Consider the following 17,176-nt stretch of genomic DNA (forward strand, 5'->3'; position numbering starts at 1 on the left):
TCAGAGCCGCCTTCATCTTTCAAAACAATCTTTATCGGAGCGTAAAATGAAAACTGTTACCGGACTATTTGATAATTATGATGCGGCGAAAGATGCAGTTAACCGCTTGGAAGCGGCCGGCTTTCCGTCTGATGATATTTCTATCGTTTCTCATCACCGAGAGGGTGAAAGCAACGCTGGAGCAGGTGCGGGTGTGGGCGCTGGAATAGGTGCGGCAATCGGCGGTGCCGGCGGTTTGTTAACCGGCTTGGGAATTATGGCGATTCCGGGTGTTGGTCCGGTTGTCGCTGCGGGTTGGCTCGCCGCTACTCTGGCCGGTGCAGTTGGTGGTGCCGTGGTCGGTGGCGTAGCAGGTGGCCTTATTGGAGCGCTGACGGAGTCGGGCGTTTCAGAAGAGGATGCGCATGTTTATGCGGAAAGCGTCCGTCGTGGTGGCTCACTGGTGACTGCGCGCGTCCCTGAAAACAGGGCAGCTGAAGCAGACGCAATTCTGGCAGGCGCGTCACGCGTTGATGTTGTCGCACGTCGCGAGGTATATACCCGCGAAGGCTGGCAGAATTTTGATCCCAACGCTGAACCCTATACGTCAGAAGAGATTGAACGAGAAAGAAACCGATACCTTTAATGAATTAAAAGCGAGCCTTGCGGCTCGCTTTTTTTTAAGCTGGCTCTTTCGTATGTTTACAGTGTCTATGACATACCAGAGCCAATTATAGATCTCATTTAGATGTATAAATTACGATGATTTAAATATCATAGGCATGAATATTCCTCTTTCTTTTATCTTCTGCACGATTAACGAGAGCAGATAAATATACTCTGCAATATTTTCTTATAAGTTTTCCTCTAATTCTGGATGGGTGACTAAGATTATCAAAAAACGGTGAAATTACGTCCCATCATAAAAATTTAAATTTCTGCCGTTTTCGATGTGGTTGAATTATAAGATTCATTACAGTCGCCGAGCCGGGAAATAGTGCAAAACTGATTCAAATATCAGAAATCCTTGAATTCCATGCAACCATTTTGGGGTTGCAACGGTTTATATTAGCAATTTCGCATAGCGCCGGGATCAACACTCTTAACTTCTTGCCGTCTTTAATTAAGATAAGGCTAGAAACCTCCAAACCTATTGGCTGAAGTGGCTCGCTTTGGCTTTTGTCAGGAACTTATGGATACACTATGTTAGAAGATCTTTACCGTCTCCTTAGAAGCGGGCATGTGCAAGCACAGGGCGTTGTGGATACGATGACCCAGCCGATCGTGGTTCTTAATCAGAATTTGCACGTGATAACTGCAAACAATGCTTTCATCAAAACGTTTAAAGTGGAGCGGGATGACATCCTCGATAAGAGCTTCTTTAGTCTTGGCGATGGACAGTGGAATATCACGGAACTACGACATCTGATCGCTGCAGTCATTCCCAGAGCGGTTGCCGTCATTGGATTTGAGGTTAAGCACGATTTTCCGTCTATTGGTCCTCGCACCTTTCTGGTCGACGCACGCCGCTTGGTTCAATCTGATGACAATAGTTCAAATGTTCTTGTTCTCTTCGATGATGTGACAGAGCGTCAGCACCAAACGGCGGAAATGGAGTTTATCATTTCTGAAACACGCCATCGGATGAAGAATTTATTCTCCGTTGTGCGCGCAATCGCAATGCAAACAGAGGTGAAGGACGTAACGGCGGCCGAATTTCGCCAGGTGCTGCTTGGGCGATTGGAAACGACGTTCCGCGCACAGGAAATAGCGGCCACGAACGAGACCGCTGATTTTGACTTGCTGGTGAAACAATCCGTTAGCGAACCAGGCTTAAATCGGATTCGATGTGTTGGTCCATCCGTGGAAATAGCAGCTTCAAAAGTTCTGCCTGTTAGCATGATTTTTCACGAACTTACTACAAACGCCGTGAAGTACGGGGCTCTTTCTGTATCAGACGGCGAAGTCGATATCTCATGGCGCTTGGAGCTTGGTCCGAAAGACCGTACATACGTCGTGTGTCACTGGCGCGAAGAGAATGGCCCGACAGTTCAGGAGCCTGTCCGTACGGGATACGGCACGAGTTTAATCAAGGCGACGGCGGCTCAAGCTGGCGGAACCGTGGAACTAAACTACGAGAAGAATGGTTTAATCGCCACGATCAGAATTGCAGTGTGAGGATATGAATAAAGTCACGGTGGACGACATCAAAAACAAAGACCTCATTCTTGTTGTGGAAGATGAGATGTTTATCGCGATGGAGATTGAGCAGGCACTTGAGGACGGAGGGTTTCTGGTACTAGGTCCGGTAGGATCTGTCAGCTCCGCCTTAGATTTACTGGAACAAGAAAGCCCTTACGCCGCCGTTCTTGACTTTAACCTCGGTCGGGAGAAAGTAACCCCTGTTGCGCTTAAGTTGCAATCTCGCGGTATTCCTTTCGTGCTTACGAGCGCCACGTCTGACACAGAACTTGCTCGCTATGGTGTTCTGGCTGCCGTCAATAACCTCGGAAAACCAACAGATATGAAGCGTCTTGTCGAGGCAGTTCGTGCGTTCAAAGCGTGAAAATCCACTGCTGCGTCCAGGAGAAAACTGCTGGCGCATTGAGAGTGCGGATCGGTTTGCCTTCATTGTTGACGGGGCTGACTATTTCATATTTCTGCGCAATGCGCTCCTGAACGCCAAACGTTCAATTATGCTCGTCGGCTGGGATTTTGACACTCGTATCACGTTTGGTGATAACGCTGATGGCGGACCAGAGCGGCTTGGTGATTTCATTTTATGGCTTGCGGATCGCACACCTTCACTGGAAATCCGTCTTTTGCGCTGGGACACGGGTGCGTTCAAAGCTATGCTGCGCGGTAACACGCTCTGGACGATATTGCGGTGGAAGGCACACCCTCGTATTACGTTGAGGCTGGATGCAAAGCATCCCATTGCAGGATCACACCACCAGAAGATCGTTGCCATTGATGACAGTCTTGCCTTTTGCGGCGGCATCGATCTAACGATGCAGCGCTGGGATACGCGCGAACATATAGATGGCGATCCCAGGCGAACCAGTCCTGACGGCCACATCCAAACGCCGTGGCACGATGCTACCAGCGTGTTTGATGGAGATGCTGCCAAAGCGATCGGGGATTTGGCGCGTGCTCGTTGGAAGGCTGCTACAAAGGAAGCTTTACAGCCATGCGAGCAAACCCACGATTGCTGGCCTCATAAGCTAAATCCGACGTTTCAAGATCTAAAGCTCGGAATTGCTCGGACCCTTCCTAAGATGAGCAATCAGGAAGCTATTCATGAGATAGAAACGGCTTGGCTTGATATGATCGGTCATGCGAAGCGTATGATCTATGCGGAGAGCCAATATTTTGCATCGCGCAAGATAGCCCATGCAATTGCCCAGCGCCTTTTGGAGGAGAATCCTCCTGAAATCATAATTGTGACGCCGCACTCTGCCGAGGGGTGGCTCGAACCAATAGCAATGAATACTGCACGAGCAAAATTAATGGAGGCTCTACAGCGCCTGGACCGAAACCGCCGCTTGCGTATGTTCCATCCTCAGACTGAGGGTGGTGAACCAATTTATGTTCATGCGAAAGTTATGGTGGTGGACGATGAAGTTCTGCGTGTTGGATCATCAAATTTCAACAATCGCTCAATGCGGTTGGATACAGAATGTGATGTTATTTTTTCTACCGATATGAATGACGAAAAGCCACTGTGCGCCCAGATAGCCAACCTTCGAAATGATTTGCTCGCTGAACATCTCGGTGTTGATGTCACAGTCGTATCCCAGACACTTAAGGAAACTGGTTCTCTGATTGCTACTATCGATGAACTTCGTGGTAACGGACGGAGTTTGGTTCCTTATGAATTACCCGAGCTATCGGGGTTAGAAGAGTGGTTGGCCGAAAATGAGATACTCGACCCAAATGGACCAGACGAGATTTTTGAAAACACGAGCAATCGTGGATTATTCAAAGGATGGGAAAAGCTTAGGTCGCGCATGCCATCCAAAATAAAATAAGGAGATCGCACTTCTATAGATAATTGAGGATCGGCCCCAACTCCTCAGAGTGTGAACATCATATTATTGCAGAAGTGCGCCCTTCATCGGCGGCATTTAGAGGCAAAGTCAGCAGCCTTCGCTGCTCAATAAATATTGGTACCTGTCTGGCCGAAAATCCCAACCCAGGCGAAGCCGAACAACCAGATAGGTCTTAACTAACAACGTCATGATAACTAGTTGGAAAACAAGAGTTTAAATGTAATGTATCGGAATTGAAACAGGCTTGGTAGTTTCCTTTGCCTTCGCAAAGATGGCGTTGCGGCCTAAAAAAAATAGTTTGATCGCAAAGGCCGCAATTCCTCCATGGACCCAATAGTATAAACCATAGCCGCCGCACTTCTCCGTGGACGGTTCGGGAGCATTCCCGATCACGTTGCCCGCCTATGAGATCAAACACTATGCGACCATCGATACGACCTTCCCCTATCTTTCGTTCGAAGTCGAAACACCCTGATTTGCAGCAGCGGGCCGGACGCGCTATATTGAGTTGATAGGAGATCGACGATGCTTTTGAAGAAGTACGACGAGAACGAGGAAGCCCTCAAGGAAATCGGCCGCGAAGCAATTGCCGAGCGCCGTCGTCTGGGCTTGCCGATCTCCGCCAAGGATCTGGCGAAAAAGGTCAAGGATCGAATCAAACACGAGGACATTCGTGTTCATGCCGCCATGGGGCGGTAATCATTGGCTAAGCCATCTTGAATCATTCTGGGCGGCCCCAACGGGTACGGCAAGTCCGCTGCCTATGCCAAGCTGCAGCTCGACGGCGTTTGGATCAATGCGATGAGGTCTCCAGGGAGCTCACCGGGACCGGTGGCGGGCGAGCGGCGGCCATCCACAAGCTCGCGGAGATGATCGCCCCCAAAACATCATTCATCTACGAGATCACCCTGAGCAAATAGCAGGCCGTCACCATGATGCGCGATGCCATGGCGGCCGGGTTTTCTATCGGCCTCTATTACGTCGTCCTGGCAATGGCACCCGAGGCAATAGGGTTCTAAAACCGCCAGTACGAAATGAGGGCCACGATCCGGCCGTCGCGCAGATCTTCGAAACCAAGTATTTCCAGCCGCTGGACACCAATGCTGCGGAAACCCTTGAACTGCTATACCGGCACGGTCATCTCGCGGATTGGACTTGGGAGAGCAGATCAGCCTGGAGGCGCTTTATACTGTCGCATCTCCTGCGATGGCCTGAAGACATTCACATGTTTCGGGAGTGGTGGATTGAGGATTTCCGCCGAGTAAGTGGGAAGGCTGAAAGGAAATATCAGGAGAAGCGGTCGGGGGGAGAACCAGCCACGTTTACAGAATATCTGCTCGGCCTACTTGCCGTGGCTAAATAGTCGGCCATATTCAATACGTTGAACACCCTACCAGGGCATGATGAGGTCGAAACATCGATCAAAACGATGCACTGGCGCATACTGCAAACCCGGCCTCCGCTCCCCTACTCCTGACATCGGATCGTCCGGTCATCAGGACAAAATGGTCTGGACAGCAATGGCAGCCATATTGCCTTGCTAATTGGCCCTCGGTTTCTGTTCATCGCCTCCCACGATGCAGACTTCCTTCGCGGCTTACTGCGGGCCAATCAGACCGCACTCGTGAAGGAATGCAATGGACAGATCGTTGAAGCGCGGTGCGCTACGTCTTTGCATCTGATGAGCGCCAGACACGGTTCGGTAAGCAGACTCAGCATCGGGTCATGGAGAGCATAGTCAGGAATTTGAGCAAGGGGGAAGGCCCATTTTCTAGATTCCGATAAGGAAGCTTGTCGGACCTCAGGCTGTTGTAACCACCTCCGCATGTAAAGGAATTATCGGATGCTGAAAGCAGACCAATGATCGTCGCATAAAAGTGAAAATAACGGCGGGAAGCCAGGTTGCAACAGCGACGTTCATCGACAATGCCACCACGAGAGAACTAATCGCTCGCTTTCCGCTGACCGTTCCCATGAAGGACCCGTATTCGCGGGAGTTGGTCTATCGGTTTAAGGGTATGCGTCCTGAGGGTGTTTTTACCCCTCCGGGTCTTGACCGCGCGTTGCAAATGCCGGGTTCGCTCGGCGGCATGAATTGGGGGTCGGTCTCTATTGATCCGACGGCCAGCTACATGTTTGTCAATGATATGCGTCTTGGTCTTGCCAATTACATGATCCGTCGTGATCACGTTAAAGCTGGCAACAGCATCGAAATGGGCGTAGTTCCTCAGCTTGGCACACCCTATGGTGCGCGCGAACAGTTTCTCTCGCCTCTTGGTGTGCCATGTCAGGCGCCACCAATTGGTACACTCACGGCAGTTGATTTGAAAACGCATCAGCTTGTTTGGCAGCTACCTGTCGGAACGGTTCAGGATCCAGGCCCTATGAGTATTCGCATGGGGCTGCCATTGCCATCGGTATGCCAACGCTTGGACCAACACTTGCGACCCAATCTGGCCTTGTGTTCTTTGCAGGAACGCAACACTTCTACCTCCGCGCATATGACGGGCGGACAGGTAAGGAAGTTTGGAAGGCAAGGTTGCCCGTGGGTAGCCAGGGTGGGCCATTGACTTACCGCTCGCTGGAGACCGGCAAGCAGTATGTTGTTATTTCTGCAGGTGGTGCGCGTCAGTCACCTGACCGTGGTGACTATGTTATTGCCTAGGGTCTTGTGGACTAATCATTGAAAAAGCACTGCCGGGGGAGTTGCCCCGGCAGTGCTTCAAATTTTGACCTTATCCCTCATCAATGTTGATGAGGGGCACGTAGTAATACCTCGCTGACTGATAAATGCTCAGCTATACGTCTGATTTTAAACGCATAAATTAAAGTTACTTCTTCAAAGCTTCAACATCAATGTCGAGCTTGAAGTTAGGTCCAAGGCCAGAATCAGCTAGTTTTGGAATATTGAATTCTGTTGCATCGAACTCACCGGTTGCTGAAAAACCGGTTTTAATTTTACTGGCATCCCAAGGCAAACCTGATTCTTCATTCCAGATCACTTCAAGTGTAACAGGCTTACTATTTCCAGCAATCGACAAGTCGCCGGTTACTTTCGCAGTTTTGTCGCCGGTCTTTTCAATTTTCGTGCTCTTGTAGGTAATTTCTGGAAATTCTTCAGCGTTCAAAAAATCAGGGCTCTTGAGGTGCGTATCACGCTGCTCATGATTGGTATCGATGCTGGCAGCCTGAATTTTCAGGTCAATCGAACTGTTCTCAACGTTGTCTTTATCAAATGAAATCGTACCAGATACATCTTTGAATGTGCCATGTGCATTAGCCCAGCCATTGTGGTTGGTCTTGAAGCTAACCCATGCATGGGTAGGATCAATATCGTAAGCGTCTGCGGCAAAGGCGTTTCCGGCCATTACCAGCCCGAGAACAGTTGCGGTTGTCGCAAGAAATTTCATTTGGATTTCCTTTTCGATTGGACGTATCAGCCAGCAAACTGCATGCCAGCCACGAGAATACCTGCAAGTGCAGGGACGGCTACTATTACTCCTAAAAGGAGTGGTCGAAGCAGATAGGGCACGCGACCCGCTACAGGTGCGTAAACATATGACAATGGCACAGCTGTGAGAGTGCAGGTCGCCAGGATAAGCGCTGAGCCCGAGGCTTTGGGTGCAAGAATACCCGTGACGAGCACGCCAATAAAAGCGACCCAACTTATAGCGAGTGCGCCTTGTCCTTTAAGCGCAAAAGCCTGTGCATCACTTCTGAGATATCGCACATAAGAGACGAATAAATAGCCCCCAAACATGACGGACAGAGCGGCGTTGAACATCAACATACCCATATATCCGCCTAGTATTGCAATCAAAGCACCAGCGACTGACGTGGCAAATACGGCTTGTGGAAGAACGTTGGGCAAAGGCTTTGCCTTAGCTACTGCAAAACATCTATACAGGAAGGCGCCGGCCACGGTTAGAAGAACGAGAATTGTAACGACAGTCGCTTTTTGACTGTTATTCATCAGAATAGATTTTCCCATCCACCAGGTCGGCAGGGCTACCGTCAATGCAAAAGCCAGGCCCCAATAAATGATACTTCGACGAAAAGACAGCCTTGCGGAAATTGCAAAAAATAAACCTCCAGCAAACAGTATGTACGGAAATTTATGTGCAGCTCTCACCGGTGGAAAGCCTGGAAAACCGTCTAAAACGATTATGATGACACATGCAAACAACGGAGCGAGAAACGCGATGACCAGATTTCGCTGCTGCTCAAGTCGGTAAGTTGCAAGCGCCAGAATTGCGCCAAGAAGAAGCGGAAATGCAATGACTTTAATGATAATGGATTGTAGCATTAGGGCCCGTTGAATTTTTCAGTTCATTTGAAATATTCATACAGCTTAATTTTGATATTCGATCATAACGTTTATTTTATTCCGATAAACATACTGTCTATAAAAATTGAACAGTTCGATCAGAAACGTTTCAAGAAGTGCATCGTGCTTTTGATGACGTCGTCCCGATGGCCACTTTTCAGCTATGTCTTTCAAAAGTGTATTGAGGCTTCGTTTTACACGCTTGGATTAGAGCGAGAATTCATGACTCTTTTCAAAGCGCTCCAGACGCGTTTGGAGCTATTAATGGCGTCAAATGGGTCGACTTACGATTGGAGGCTTTTCGGGGAGTTCATACTTCGCCCGCCAAAAGATCGCGGCGGCTCTGGAAAAGGAGAGACTGCTCATCGTCGACCCAGCTTGCTTTAGCCCTCTCCAGCCCACCACTATAGCCCTTGCCCACGTCGGCTTGTCCAGGCGTTGCGCCAGATCGAGATGCGTGATGGTCGTGCCATAGCGCACTTTCATCAGATGCGACCATGCATCCTGCAGGAACGGATTACCTGTGGGAGCGATAGGCAAATTGATAACTTGAAGCGCTCCGCGAAAGTAAGCCGCGATCTGTACGGCGACATGCGCCACGCAATCGTCTTCGCGGATAAGTTGGTCAGAGGACTGCCAGTTAACATCTACCCGGGTGTCGCCCACGACATCGAGGCGAACCAGAGCACCGCCGTCATTCTCACGTGTGGGTACCCCGGGTAATGCAAGGATTATTTTTGGATCGCTCGAACGTGAGATCGATTACGGTCATTCGGAGAGCATACACCACATCGCCTCTGTGAGTATTTCGAAGATGTCGCCAAAGGCAGTTCCGAGTTTCAGTTATTTTCATTATCACTTTCAATAACAAATTCCATTCTGTCTGCGGAAAACCGCGTCAAAGAAAATTGTATGGGCTTTCCCTCGGTATCGATATTGATTGCGCGGGCTGTCAGCACGATTGCACCGGGAGATAATTTGAGGTGTTTGAGATCGTCAGGATCGGCATGGCGGGCGGATACCACAGTCGATTTTCTGAAATAATCGCTGACGCCTGCCGCTTTGAATGCTGAAGTGATCGAACCGCTGGCCGCATAATCTTCGGTGAAAGTCGGGAAAGCATTTGAATCTATCCAGTGGGTGGCGATTGAGATCGGGTGCCCGTCAGCGCTGTGCATGGTCTCTAACCGTAACGCTTCGGAGCCTATATCCATTCCGAGTGCCTGAGCGATGTCGGCAGTCGCAATTTCCAGAGAAGAGCTGAGCAGTATGCCCCGGGTTTCGCTCACTTGTGGGGCGAGTGCTTGCGAAATACGCGTGCGGCGCCCGATCTGATAGGTGAGGCGTTTTGCATTGGCGATAAAGGTGCCGCGTCCTTGTTCCGCGCGCAGGACGCCTTCCTGCGTAAGAGCCGCAATTGCGCTGCGCACGGTGTGACGATTGACGCCAAATCGTTCTGCCAGGTCCATTTCGGCAGGTATGCGTGCGCCCGTAGCAAGTTTCCCGGCCATGATGTCGCCGCGTATCTCGTCGGCAATCTGCCGCCAGATGGCTACACCGCTGTTTCTCTCAATCCGTCCACTCTTTTTCATCTGCGCCTTTGTCGTCAATTGTCATCGTCCTGTCATTGGCAGGGTGTATTCATTCTGGTATTGTATAGTTGTCTATATGAATAGACAAATAAGGCGATCAAGTCAACCGGATTAGATAGGGCGGATAAGCTCATGAACACGACGAGGCATACTACCCGGCACAGCACAGTTGAAAGTGGAGGTGGCTCCGCCGCTAAAAGCAATTTGGCGCCGGATGCAACGCAGGCAGCACGTCAGGCCAGTATGGCGCTTCTCGCTCGCGCAAGCGGCGAAGAATTGAAGACGTTCTGGCAGAACTGGGCAGACAAGCCCGAATTTGAAGTTTTGCGTGGTCCGGAAACCGGGCTGGTTATGATGCGCGGTCGTATTGGCGGCGGCGGTGCCCCGTTCAATGTTGGCGAGGCAACCGTCACCCGCGCAACTGTTCGTCTGGCGAATGGCTCGGTTGGGCACTCCTATGCGCTGGGACGTGATCAGGAAAAGGCGAAGCTCGCTGCATTGTTTGATGCACTCTGGCTCGACGAGGCCACCCGCGATGCAATCGAAAGCAGCGTGCTCAATGCATTGCGTGGTCGTGTCGATACTGCGGATGCAAAACGGCGCAATGAGGCTGCTGCCACGAAAGTCGATTTCTTCACAATGGTTCGGGGAGACAATTGATGCTCCATTCTTCTTCTGCATTTGAAGGCGGACTGGCTGATCCAGTCAATGAAGCGCAGTCGGCGTTTCATGCGCTCATGCACGCAATGGCCAATCCTGGTCGTATCCATTCGCTGCCTGGTGCGGCTGCGCCATCAAAGCCGCTCACGCCTGAGCTTGGCCTGATTGCAGCAACGCTTCTTGATCACGACGCAAGCGTCTGGGTCGATGCTGAAATAGCAGCCAATCAGGACGCAACGGCATGGCTGACATTCCATACCGGTGCACCACTCGTCGGCGATCAGTCGAAAGCGCAGTTCGCACTTGTAACGGATGCGCAATCGTTGCCGGCACTTTCTTCCTTCGCGCAGGGAGATCCTGAATTTCCGGATCGTTCGACGACTGTTGTTCTGGCGGTTTCGTCTTTGACGAGCGGGCAGGGTTTCAGCCTCAAAGGCCCGGGCATCAAGAATGAAACTGTGCTGACCGTTGATGGTTTGCCGCAGGATTTTGCTGCGCAATGGCGTGAAAATGGCGCGTTGTTTCCGCTGGGCATAGATCTGGTGCTCGTCGCTGACGGCAAAGTTGCAGCGCTTCCCCGCACCACGCGTATAGCAAGTTTGGCGCAGGATCCCGAAAAGTGGGAACCAGTTTTCGGAAAAGATCATGCTGTCGAAAAGATTGAGGGCTAATCCATGTATGTTGCTGTAAAGGGCGGTGAAACCGCCATCCGCAATGCCCACCGTCTGCTTGATGATCGCCGTCGCGGCGACCGCTCGGTTCCGGCGTTGCGTCTTGACCAGATTGCCGAACAGCTGGGTCTCGCCGTTGATCGCGTCATGGCCGAAGGTTCGCTTTATGACCGGGAACTCGCAGCACTTGCCGTGCGCCAGTCGCGTGGCGATCTGATTGAGGCAATATTTCTGGTTCGTGCCTACCGCACCACCTTGCCGCGTTTTGGCTATTCGCTGCCACTTGAGACCGCGAATATGCTGATCGAACGTCGCATTTCGGCCACCTATAAAGACCTGCCCGGCGGGCAGCTGTTGGGACCGACATTTGACTATACGCATCGTCTGCTTGATCCGGAACTGGCGGGTGATGTCAGTGTTCCCGAGCCGGAAGTGCGTGTGACTGAGCCTGAAGAAACGCCACGCGTGACCGATATTCTCGGTGTCAACGGCATGATCGAAGAAGATGGTGCAATGCCGGAAGGGCATGAGCCGGGCGATCTTACCCGCGAGCCGTGGACGTTCCCGATGCCGCGCGATCTGCGCTTGCAGGCTTTGGCGCGCGGTGATGAAGGCTTCCTGCTGGCGCTGGGTTATTCCACGCAGCGCGGTTATGGCAACACGCATCCATTTGTCGGTGAAATTCGCATTGGTGAGGTGGAGGTTGACTTCGATGTGCCTGAGCTCGGCTTTGCCGTTTCGCTTGGCCGTGTTCAGCTGACCGAATGCCAGATGGTGAGCCAGTTCAAAGGCTCGTCCAGGCAGGCACCACAGTTCACGCGTGGCTATGGTCTGGTATTCGGACAAAGCGAGCGCAAAGCCATGTCGATGTCGCTCTGCGACCGGGCGCTGCGTGTCCGCGAATTCGATGCGGATGTGACAGCACCCGCGCAGGACGAAGAATTCGTCATTTCCCATTCCGATAATGTGCAGTCGACAGGTTTCGTCGAGCATCTGAAATTGCCCCATTATGTGGACTTTCAGGCCGAGCTCGATCTTATCCGCCGTATGCGTGCGGAGTATGAGGAAACGCAGAACCAGAGCACTGATGCAGCAGCCAATACTGCTGAAGGCAAGGAAGCAGCAGAATGAGCGATCTGGCCAATTACAATTTCGCCTATCTGGACGAGCAGACAAAGCGGATGATCCGTCGTGCTATCCTGAAAGCCATTGCTATTCCGGGCTATCAGGTTCCGTTCGCAAGCCGTGAAATGCCGATGCCTTATGGCTGGGGCACAGGCGGTGTGCAGGTGACGGCGGCAATTCTTGGTCAGGATGATGTGCTCAAAGTTATCGATCAGGGCGCTGATGATACGACCAATGCCGTTTCCATCCGGGCATTCTTCCAGAAAACTGCTGATGTTGCCGTGACCACCCATACGGGTGAGGCGACTATCATCCAGACACGTCACCGCATTCCGGAATATCCGCTGAGCGAAGGGCAGGTGATTGTCTATCAGGTGCCCATTCCTGAGCCGCTGCGTTTTCTGGAGCCGCGTGAAACCGAAACGCGTAAGATGCACGCGCTTGCCGAATATGGCCTCATGCATGTGAAGCTTTACGAAGATATCGCGCGCCATGGCCATATTGCCAAGACCTATGATTATCCGGTGATGATCGAAGGGCGCTATGTCATGGCACCGTCGCCGACGCCCAAATTCGACAATCCAAAGATGCATATGTCGCCAGCTTTGCAGCTGTTTGGTGCCGGTCGTGAAAAGCGCATCTATGCCGTACCACCTTATACGGATGTCGTGAGCCTCGATTTCGAGGATCATCCATTTGAGGTACAGAAATTCAAACAGCCTTGCGCATTGTGTGGCGCACGCGGCGTCTATCTTGACGAAGTCGTGCTCGATGACCGTGGCGGCTCGATGTTTGTCTGCTCCGACACCGATTATTGTGAAGATCGTCAGGCGAATGGCCACTTTGGTCATCTGGCAGCGAACAACGAGGCCGCAGCCAGGGGAGCCCTGAAATGAGTATTAAAATGAGCGCCGAACCTCTGCTGAAAGTCAGCAATCTCTCGAAGTTTTATGGCAGCCGCCGCGGTTGTTCGGATATCGATTTCTCGCTGTGGCCGGGCGAAGTGCTGGCCATTGTCGGTGAATCCGGTTCCGGCAAGACGACTTTGCTCAATTGCTTAGCGACACGTCTGGAACCGACATCGGGCAGCGTGGAATATCGGATGCGTGATGGCGAGTTCCGCGATCTTTACAAGGTCGGAGAGGCTGAACGCCGCTTCCTGATGCGTACCGACTGGGGCTTCGTGCATCAGAATCCTTCGGATGGCCTGCGCATGACCGTTTCGGCGGGTGCTAATGTCGGTGAACGGCTGATGGCTGTTGGCGAGCGCCATTATGGCAATATTCGCAACACGGCAACTGAATGGCTCGGACGTGTCGAAATCGCTGCTGACCGCATCGACGACGAGCCCCGCGCTTTCTCCGGCGGTATGCGTCAGCGTCTCCAGATTGCGCGCAATCTCGTCACGGCTCCGCGTCTTGTTTTCATGGATGAACCGACCGGCGGTCTCGACGTGTCCGTGCAGGCACGTCTTCTCGACCTGCTGCGCGGTCTGGTGAGCGATCTCGGCCTTTCGGTTGTCATCGTGACCCACGATCTCGCAGTGGCGCGTCTTCTGTCCCATCGCATCATGGTCATGAAAGACGGCCATATTGTCGAACAGGGCCTCACCGACCGCGTTCTGGATGACCCGCAAGCGCCTTACACGCAGCTGCTCGTGTCATCTATTCTGCAGGTTTAGTAAATTAAAACAGATGTTTGCAGCGTGTTGTTCGTAAATTAGCGAAACTTCATGCCTGAGGTGAGAAATGACACAAGTTAGAACATCCTCCCCGCTGACCGTGTCAGGTCTGGCGAAGACGTTCACAATGCATTTGCAGGGTGGCATACAGTTGCCAGTCGTAAGTGGCGTGGACTTCAATCTGGAAGCAGGCGAATGCGCCGTGCTTGGTGGACCTTCCGGTGCCGGTAAAAGCTCCATCCTTAAGATGGTCTATGGCAATTACGCCGTGAATGCAGGTTCAATCCTCATTCGCCACGAACACCGTATGGTGGATCTGGCAACCGCTGATCCACGCGAAGTGCTGGCCGTTCGGCGTGATACGATTGGTTATGTCAGCCAGTTCCTGCGCACATTGCCGCGCGTGTCGGCAATTGATGTCGTTGCGGAGCCATTGGTGGCGCGTGGTGTTGATCGCGATGCTGCTCGCAATCGTGCCAGCGAATTGCTCGCGCAACTCAACCTGCCGGAACGGCTCTGGGCATTGCCACCTGCAACCTTCTCCGGCGGTGAGCAGCAGCGCGTAAATATTGCGCGCGGTTTCATCACGGATCATCCGGTGTTGCTGCTTGATGAGCCAACCGCTTCCCTCGATGCCAAAAACAGAGCAGTCGTTGTTGATCTCATCAAGGCCAAGAAGGCGCAAGGCGTCGCAATGCTTGGCATTTTCCATGATGAAGACGTGCGTGAACAGGTTGCTGATCGCATTATCGACGTAACCGCTTTCTCTCCCAGAGCAGCAGCATGACCAAGCTCTCGGTAGAACCACTTGTTTACGAAACGGCTGAAGTAAACGCTAGCAAGCTCGGTCGATATACCGAGATCGGCGCGCGCAGCCGTGTGTCGGAGACCGTGCTGGACGACTATTCCTATCTCGGCATCGATTGCGAAATCTGGTGTGCTGAGATCGGTAAGTTTTCCAATATCGCCAGCCATGTACGTATCAACGCCACCAATCATCCGACATGGCGTCCAACGTTGCATCATTTCACCTATCGCGCCGGTGATTACTGGCCGGAAGAAAAGGATGAGACGGAGTTCTTTGATTGGCGTCGCGGCAATGCCGTGAGAGCTGTCGTGAGCAGGGACGTGGCGCCCTACACGATTGTTGGTGGTGTCCCGGCGCGTCTCATCCGCGAACGCTTCGATGCTGCGACCGGCAATCGTCTGGATCAACTGGCCTGGTGGGACTGGAGCCATGATCGTCTGCGCCAAACGCTCGATGATTTCCGCGCGCTCGATATCGAAGCTTTCCTCTCGAAATATGAAACGGCCGCCAATGCGAATGCGGTCATGAAAGAGCTGTCCAATGGCTAGTGAAACCGTTCTGAAAAATGCGCAGATCGTGCTTGCTGATGAGATTGTTACCGGTTCTATCCTGATCCGTGATGGCAAAATTGCCGCCATCGATCAGGGCAATACCAACGGAGGCGATGACATCGATGGCGATTATATCATTCCGGGCCTCATTGAGCTGCATACCGATCAGCTCGAAAGCCATTACGCGCCGCGTCCAAAGGTGCGCTGGAATGTCGATGCAGCGGTTCAGGCGCATGATGCGCAGGTTGCAGCATCGGGCATCACAACAGTTTTCGATGCGATGCGCGTTGGGTCCGATTATGACCGGGACTTTGTGGGCAAGGATATGCGGATGCTTGCGGACGCCATCGAAAGCGGTGTTCGCGAAAATCGCCTGCGTGCAGACCACTTTCTGCACCTGCGCTGCGAAGTATCCTCAGCAGATTGCCTTGAAACATTCGAGCTTTTTTCAGGCGATGACCGCGTTAAACTCGCTTCATTGATGGATCATGCACCGGGACAGCGTCAATTCGTGGATCTTAATACGTATCGCACTTATTACATGCGCAAGATGAAGCTCACGGATGAGGAGTTCCGGGTGCATTGTGAGAAACGTATGGCAGATTCGGACGCCTATTCGGCCAAACATCGTCGCGCCATTGCCGAATTGGCAGCAGCGCGCAGCATCGTGCTGGCCAGCCATGACGATGCGACCAGCGCGCATGTCGATGAATCACTCGACCATGGTGTGCGGATCGCCGAGTTTCCGACCACGATGGAAGCAGCGAGTGCCTCAAAAGGTGCAGGCCTTTCCATTCTGATGGGCGCGCCCAATATTGTGCGCGGTGGCTCGCATTCCGGTAACATTGCTGCACGCGATCTTGTTGATAATGGCAGCCTCGACATTCTGTCCTCAGATTACATTCCGTTCAGCCTCATTCAGTCGGCTTTCGGCCTTGCTTCGGGCGAGCGTCCGATCTCGTTGCCGCAGGCCATGCGCCTCGTCACCAGGAACCCGGCTAATGCCATGGCTATGGATGATCGCGGCGAAATTGCTATCGGAAAGCGTGCCGATCTGGTTCGCGTGCGGCCGAAAGGTGCAATTCCGGTGGTGCGCACTGTCTGGCGCGAAGGCGAACGGGTGCTTTGATGCAGTTGCAATCCGATACGCCGAAAGGCTGTTTCGTTGCCGTTGTCGGCCCCAGCGGGGCCGGCAAAGACACGATTATGGATGCAGCGCGTGTGGCTCTTGCAGGCGACATGCGGTTTCATTTTGTGCGCCGGATCATTACGCGTCCGCAAATGCCCGGCACGGAAGATCACGACAGTCTGGATGATGCAGCGTTTATAGAAGCCGCGGGCGAGGGCGCTTTCGCGCTACACTGGCAGGCGCATGGCCTGAGCTACGGTTTGCCGAAGTCACTTATTGATGAAATCGCCGACGGTATCGTGGTGATTGCAAATGTTTCGCGGCGCGTGCTTGGCGATATACGAACGCTCTTTGGACAGCGTTCGGTTGTTGTCATCTCGGCAAAGCCGGAAGTGCTTGCAGAGCGGCTTGCATCGCGCGGACGTGAAAGTCGAGAAGAAATCGCCTTGCGACTTAAGCGCGAAGTGAACTTCGATGACGGTGCAGACGATGTCGTTATAATAGACAATTCGGGTGAAGTCGCTATTTCCACAGATGCCTTTATTAATCATTTGAAGGAAATAAGCTTAAAAACATATACTTAGATGAAATAATCTGGGTG

The 17,176-nt window shown here is 52.3% G+C and carries 18 protein-coding genes and 1 pseudogene; 15 read left to right on the forward strand and 4 right to left on the reverse strand.

The window, feature by feature from the left end; genetic code table 11:
* Positions 1–46 precede the first annotated feature (46 nt).
* From WH356_RS14095 to WH356_RS24085, 6 genes and pseudogenes are all read left to right on the forward strand, one after another.
* Positions 47–625, forward strand: a complete 579-nt coding sequence (locus WH356_RS14095; RefSeq protein WP_339511819.1) for a general stress protein — start codon at positions 47–49, stop codon at positions 623–625.
* 557 nt (positions 626–1,182) lie between these two features.
* Positions 1,183–2,157, forward strand: a complete 975-nt coding sequence (locus WH356_RS14100; protein WP_339511821.1) for an HWE histidine kinase domain-containing protein — start codon at positions 1,183–1,185, stop codon at positions 2,155–2,157.
* 4 nt (positions 2,158–2,161) lie between these two features.
* Positions 2,162–2,545 (forward strand): response regulator, encoded by a 384-nt coding sequence (locus tag WH356_RS14105; RefSeq protein WP_339511823.1) that lies wholly within the window; start codon positions 2,162–2,164, stop codon positions 2,543–2,545.
* Positions 2,529–4,010 carry a phospholipase D-like domain-containing protein gene (locus WH356_RS14110; RefSeq protein ID WP_339511825.1) on the forward strand — a complete coding sequence of 494 codons (1,482 nt, stop codon included), beginning with the start codon at positions 2,529–2,531 and terminating at the stop codon, positions 4,008–4,010. Before WH356_RS14105 ends, WH356_RS14110 begins: the two co-directional genes overlap by 17 nt.
* Before the next feature lie 546 nt (positions 4,011–4,556).
* Entirely contained in the window at positions 4,557–4,730 is a 174-nt protein-coding gene (locus WH356_RS14115) for a hypothetical protein (protein ID WP_339511827.1), read from the forward strand.
* Positions 4,731–5,908: 1,178 nt separating this feature from the next.
* Positions 5,909–6,576: pseudogene (locus tag WH356_RS24085) on the forward strand (cyclophilin-like fold protein); the annotation flags it as partial.
* A 286-nt stretch (positions 6,577–6,862) separates the two neighbouring features.
* Here WH356_RS24085 and WH356_RS14130 read toward each other — a convergent pair.
* The 4 genes from WH356_RS14130 to phnF form a co-directional block, all read right to left on the reverse strand.
* A complete protein-coding gene (locus WH356_RS14130; RefSeq protein ID WP_339511829.1) occupies positions 6,863–7,399 on the reverse strand; it encodes a YceI family protein in 537 nt (178 codons plus the stop codon).
* Between the two features lie 68 nt (positions 7,400–7,467).
* A complete protein-coding gene (locus WH356_RS14135) occupies positions 7,468–8,004 on the reverse strand; it encodes a hypothetical protein (RefSeq protein WP_339511831.1) in 537 nt (178 codons plus the stop codon).
* Between the two features lie 664 nt (positions 8,005–8,668).
* Complete coding sequence (locus WH356_RS14140) at positions 8,669–8,857, reverse strand: hypothetical protein (RefSeq protein WP_339511833.1); 189 nt, start codon at positions 8,855–8,857, stop codon at positions 8,669–8,671.
* A gap of 340 nt (positions 8,858–9,197) precedes the next feature.
* Entirely contained in the window at positions 9,198–9,950 is a 753-nt protein-coding gene (phnF, locus tag WH356_RS14145) for a phosphonate metabolism transcriptional regulator PhnF (RefSeq protein ID WP_339512078.1), read from the reverse strand.
* Between the two features lie 132 nt (positions 9,951–10,082).
* Between phnF and phnG the strand changes: the two genes are divergently transcribed.
* The 9 genes from phnG (at position 10,083) to phnN (ending at position 17,159) form a co-directional block, all read left to right on the forward strand.
* Positions 10,083–10,610 carry a phosphonate C-P lyase system protein PhnG gene (gene phnG / locus WH356_RS14150; protein WP_339511835.1) on the forward strand — a complete coding sequence of 176 codons (528 nt, stop codon included), beginning with the start codon at positions 10,083–10,085 and terminating at the stop codon, positions 10,608–10,610.
* The gene (gene phnH / locus WH356_RS14155; protein WP_339511837.1) at positions 10,610–11,281 is read left to right on the forward strand and encodes a phosphonate C-P lyase system protein PhnH; all 672 of its coding nucleotides are present in this window, start codon (positions 10,610–10,612) and stop codon (positions 11,279–11,281) included. Before phnG ends, phnH begins: the two co-directional genes overlap by 1 nt.
* Positions 11,282–11,284: 3 nt before the next feature.
* Positions 11,285–12,412, forward strand: a complete 1,128-nt coding sequence (locus WH356_RS14160; RefSeq protein ID WP_339511839.1) for a carbon-phosphorus lyase complex subunit PhnI — start codon at positions 11,285–11,287, stop codon at positions 12,410–12,412.
* Entirely contained in the window at positions 12,409–13,302 is an 894-nt protein-coding gene (locus tag WH356_RS14165; RefSeq protein WP_339511841.1) for an alpha-D-ribose 1-methylphosphonate 5-phosphate C-P-lyase PhnJ, read from the forward strand. Before WH356_RS14160 ends, WH356_RS14165 begins: the two co-directional genes overlap by 4 nt.
* 8 nt (positions 13,303–13,310) lie before the next feature.
* A complete protein-coding gene (gene phnK / locus WH356_RS14170; RefSeq protein ID WP_339511843.1) occupies positions 13,311–14,087 on the forward strand; it encodes a phosphonate C-P lyase system protein PhnK in 777 nt (258 codons plus the stop codon).
* Positions 14,088–14,154: 67 nt separating this feature from the next.
* Entirely contained in the window at positions 14,155–14,874 is a 720-nt protein-coding gene (gene phnL / locus WH356_RS14175) for a phosphonate C-P lyase system protein PhnL (RefSeq protein WP_339511845.1), read from the forward strand.
* Positions 14,871–15,443, forward strand: coding sequence for an acetyltransferase (locus WH356_RS14180; protein WP_339511847.1), 573 nt, complete (start codon positions 14,871–14,873; stop codon positions 15,441–15,443). Before phnL ends, WH356_RS14180 begins: the two co-directional genes overlap by 4 nt.
* Complete coding sequence (locus WH356_RS14185) at positions 15,436–16,575, forward strand: alpha-D-ribose 1-methylphosphonate 5-triphosphate diphosphatase (protein WP_339511849.1); 1,140 nt, start codon at positions 15,436–15,438, stop codon at positions 16,573–16,575. Before WH356_RS14180 ends, WH356_RS14185 begins: the two co-directional genes overlap by 8 nt.
* A 5-nt stretch (positions 16,576–16,580) precedes the next feature.
* The gene (gene phnN / locus WH356_RS14190) at positions 16,581–17,159 is read left to right on the forward strand and encodes a phosphonate metabolism protein/1,5-bisphosphokinase (PRPP-forming) PhnN (protein WP_339512080.1); all 579 of its coding nucleotides are present in this window, start codon (positions 16,581–16,583) and stop codon (positions 17,157–17,159) included.
* Positions 17,160–17,176: the final 17 nt, after the last annotated feature.

Origin of the sequence: Ochrobactrum sp. MYb379, assembly GCF_037479515.1 — a bacterium.
Taxonomy (GTDB): domain Bacteria; phylum Pseudomonadota; class Alphaproteobacteria; order Rhizobiales; family Rhizobiaceae; genus Brucella.